This window comes from Dietzia sp. B19 (assembly GCF_014145155.1).
Taxonomy (GTDB): Bacteria; Actinomycetota; Actinomycetes; order Mycobacteriales; family Mycobacteriaceae; genus Dietzia; species Dietzia natronolimnaea.
Map to the genome: position 1 here is coordinate 1 of NZ_JAALED010000108.1, position 4,148 is coordinate 4,148.

General features: G+C 71.5%; 4 protein-coding genes. All 4 read right to left on the minus strand.

Translation table 11 applies throughout. The features are described from left to right. Positions 1–1,119: MlaD family protein (locus G6020_RS04330; RefSeq protein ID WP_182609782.1), on the minus strand; the 1,119-nt coding region annotated here is incomplete at its 3' end. A 5-nt stretch (positions 1,120–1,124) separates the two neighbouring features. Further along, positions 1,125–2,234 (minus strand): MCE family protein, encoded by a 1,110-nt coding sequence (locus G6020_RS04335; RefSeq protein WP_182640635.1) that lies wholly within the window; start codon positions 2,232–2,234, stop codon positions 1,125–1,127. Further along, positions 2,225–3,268 carry an MlaD family protein gene (locus G6020_RS04340; RefSeq protein ID WP_182609784.1) on the minus strand — a complete coding sequence of 348 codons (1,044 nt, stop codon included), beginning with the start codon at positions 3,266–3,268 and terminating at the stop codon, positions 2,225–2,227. Before G6020_RS04340 ends, G6020_RS04335 begins: the two co-directional genes overlap by 10 nt. Then, positions 3,265–4,148 (minus strand): MCE family protein (locus G6020_RS04345; protein ID WP_182609785.1); only part of this gene is annotated, 884 nt, incomplete at its 5' end. The genes G6020_RS04340 and G6020_RS04345, both read right to left, overlap by 4 nt.

Consider the following 4,148-nt stretch of genomic DNA (forward strand, 5'->3'; position numbering starts at 1 on the left):
CGTCTCAATTGATTTGACACGCTCCGCACCCCCCACGGGCGGCTGGGCGTCGGGGGGGCCGGTGGCACCGGGCGGCAGCGGTCGACCCGCGCGCGCCTCACCGCCGGTGCCCAGGGCATCCAGCGAGCCGGGGAGGTCGAGCGCGCCGTCGAACATCATGTGGTCCCCGCGGATCGCGACGTCGAAGTTCGTGACGAAGCGCTGCAGGGCGTCCAGGGTGGGGGCCACCTCGTCCCCGAAGCCCTCCATGTCCTCGAGCAGGACGGTCAGTGTGCGCAGTGACGGCGTCAGGCGCCCGTCCGTGGCCGAGGTGAACTGCTCGACCTGCACTGTCAGGGCGGTGGTGGTGTCCATGAGTGCGGTGATCGTCTCCCGACTGGCCGCCGCCTCCGAGACGAGGTCGGCGGACACCCGCATGCCGCGGTCGATGAGCTCGCGGCGACCGGCGAGCGAGGCGTTGACCCGGTCCAGGGCGAGGATCGTCCGGTCGATCTCGTCGCGGTTCGCCTCGTACAACTCCAGGGCGCGGTCCCCACGCTCCCGGATGCGCCCGATCTCCTCACCTCGCCCGTCCAGGGCCACGGTGAGCTCCTCCATCACCGAGCCGAGCTGCGCGATCCCACTCCCGTTGAGCAGCAGTCCCAGCGAGGCGAGGCTGGACTCGAGATCCGGACCGACGCCGGTGTGCACCCGCGGAACGACCCCCGTGTCCTCGAGTAGTGCACCGGTCGCGGGCGCCGCCGGCGGGGTGAGCGCGATGAACGGGCTGCCGAGGGCGGTGGGCAAGCGGATCTCGGCGAAGACGCCGGCGGGGACGCCGGAGTCACCCTCGAGGCGGACGCCGATCACGGCCTCGGTTCCGTCGGTGCCGACGCTGCGGACCCGGCCGACGAGGCGTCCCCCGTAGCGGACCTCCGCTCCGGGTGCGAGCCGGTCGGCGCGCTCGAACCGCATCTCCACGTCCGCCGAGCCCTCCCCGGTGTCCATCCCCAGGGGAACAGACTGGAGTGCGAGTTGTGGCGTGTTCACGGCCACCATCGCCGCACCCCCGAGCAGTGCCACCCCGAGGAGGGCCACGAGTCCGCGCACCAGGTGCGGACGGGTTCTGGTCTCACGCATGGCTCTCATCCACCCCCCGCGACTCGTTCGAACGCCCCGACCAGGCCGATCGGGTCACTCTGTTCGACCGGGAACATGAGCGGGTTGGTCAGGCCGGCGCCCGTGCACAGTGGGAGCGGCTCACGCCGGCAGAGCTCGCGGCCACGGGCGAAGTGGGTGATGTTGGACGAGACGTTGAGGCGGATGCGCGCGCGACCGTCGGGTCCGATCCCGGCCGCGAGGTTCTCCATCATCACCGGGTACAGATCCAGGAACTCCGCGAAGTCCGCGCGGTGGCGGGCGTACAACGCCGTCACCTCGCGGGTCGCGGTGGTCGTCCCGGTGATGTCGTCCCCGCGCGCGGCGACGATCGCGTCGAGTTCGTCGAGGATCACACGGAGGTCCTCCGCCGGGGCCGCCACGTCGATCTGGTCGTCCCGGAGCTGCCGACCCAGGTCGTCGAGTCCCAGCACGAGGTCGCGCATGGTCTGGTCGCGACCGCCCGCGGCGTCCATCAGCACCGCGAGCTCGGTGACGATCGCGTCGAGATCCTCGGCCCGGTCCCCGCCCACCGCCGAGACCGTGGACAGGTTCCTGATGGCCCGGCTCAGCGTCTCCCCCCGGCCGTCGAGGGCCTCGGCCCCCCGGTCGAGACCACGTGCCACCTCGTCGGCTCCGGGCGAGAACGCCGAGCTCAGGGTGTCCAGGCTGGAGACGAACTCGTCGAAGTCGAGGGGTGCCCGCGTCCGCTCGGCCGGGATCACCCCGTCGTCCGGGAACGCCGGCCCGCCCACGTAGGCGGGGGTGAGCTCGACGAACCGGTCGGCGATGACGGCCGGGTTCATCACCACAGCCCCCACGTCCGCGGGCAACCGCGTACCGGGCTCCAGTGAGAGCCGCACCCGTGCGAGGTCCCCCGTCGGCTCGACCTTCTCCACGATCCCCACCTCGACCCCCACGATCCGGACCTGCGAACCGACGTACACGCCCTCGGCGGAGGCGAACTCGGCCGTGATCACCTGGCGACCGCCGTCTCCCCGGGCGCCGGAGAGCAGAGAGGCCAACACCAGGACGGTGGCGAGGGCGGTGACGAGGATCGCGACGACCCTGGTCCGGCTCACACGTCTCAGTTGCATCCGTCCATCACCCCCAGGGCGCAGAGCGCCGAATCCGGGATCGGGCCGGTCGGTGTGGCGACATCCGTCCACGGGCCGTTCCCGGCCGCGTCCGTGACCGCGCGGAGTCCTGGTGGCATCCGGGTGAGCACCTCGTCCATCGCGTCGATGTTCCTCTGGTAGGTCTCGCTGATCGAGCGCATGTTGCCCAGCACGCGGTCCACGTCCTCGGCCTCCTCGTCGAGCAGCACCCGCACCCGGGTCGCGAGATCCTCCAGGGACGACACGAGGGAGCTGAGCGCCTCACGACGCTGGGTGAGCACGGTGACCAACACGAGTGACTGGTCGGTCAGAGCTCGGATACCCGCCTCCTGCGAGACGAGGACCCCGGTCAGTTCGCGGGTCGTGGTGACCACCCCGGACATCCGCGCGTCCTCGCGGGCGAGGAGACCCAGGGCCGCGGAGACGTCGTCGATCGACTGACCGGCGGCCCCGGCGTCCTGCGGCAGGATGCTGTCCAGGCTGTCGATCATCGCGCTGACGGCCCTCGTGTCGAGCTCCTCGGCCAGGTCCGTGACCGCTCCCCCGATGTCGTCGATCATGTACGGCGACGTGGTGCGTTCCACCCCGATCCGCCGGTGCGGGCCGAGGTCCCCCCCGCCCGCCGGCGTGACCTCGAGGAACCTGTTCCCGAGGATCGACTTGAGACCGATCGTGGCGGTGCTCGCCTCGCCCAGGTCCTGGCCCCGGTCGAGCCGGAACCCCACCACCGCCAGCCCGTGCTCCAACGTCAGGGAGTCCACGCGGCCACTGGGCACGCCGGCCACCAGGACCGGGTCCCCCGTCCGTACCCCCCCGGCGTTGGCGAACTCGGCCGCGTAGTGGTCGGTGCGCAGGACGTACCAGAGTCGGAGCAGGGCCATGCTCGCCGCGAAGACCGCGATGACCAGCAGGATCGATGTGGCTCCCACGAAGACGGTGTTGCCGCGACGGGTGTGCCTCGGGTCGCGGACGAGGTCGACCAGACTCTCCCGCACCATGGTGATCGGACTCATCGGCACGCCCCCGAGTTCCGGTAGCCGAACAGGCTGGTCTCCCAGTCGTCCCACTTGACCGTGAAGTTGCACATGTAGAGGGCCAGGAAGCCACCCTTCTGAGCCTGGGCGTTGACCTCCCGGGCGAACAGCGGGGCCTTGCCCATCGCGGTGTCGAACGCCGGGGTGTTGGGGATCCACCCGTCGGTCGTGTGACGAGCGGCGTCCACGCTCGCGCGGAGATCCGGATCGGTCTCGCGGAGCATCGAGGCCAGTGTCGCGGTGGCCGCGTCCCCGCGCTCGATGAGCACCGCGAGGTCGTTCCCGCCGCCGTCCGCGAGCGCCCCGGAGACGGTGTCGAGTCCCCTGACCAGCCGCTGGAGGTCCTCCTCCCGCTCGGTGAGCGTGGTGTTGAGCGCCGTGATGTTGTCCGCGAGCCGGGTGTACACGTCCTGTCTGCCGACGATGTCCCGGCTCAGCAGCGCCAGGCGGGCGAGCAGGACGTCCATGGCACCCGGTTCGCCCTGGAACGCGGCGACCACGGTGCGCGAGAGGGTGTTGACCTCGTCCGGCCGCACCGCCTCGAACAGCGGCTTGAACCCGTTGACGAGCGCGGTGAGGTCCACGGGATCGGTGGTGGCCTCAAGCGGGATGCGCGTCCCCTCCGGCAGCGGGTCGGCACCGCCGACGGCCGGTCCGCCGTCCTGTGGGGGATCGAGGGAGAGATAGCGGATGCCCAGCATGTCCCCGTAGCGGACCGACGCGCGCGCGCCACTCGCGACCGGCGCCGAGCGCTCGACCTCGAAGTCGACGACGGCGATCGTCTCGCCCAGGGGGCCGACCTCCCGCCCGACTCCGAGCACCCTGCCCACGCGGACGCCGGCGACCGTGACCTCGGAGC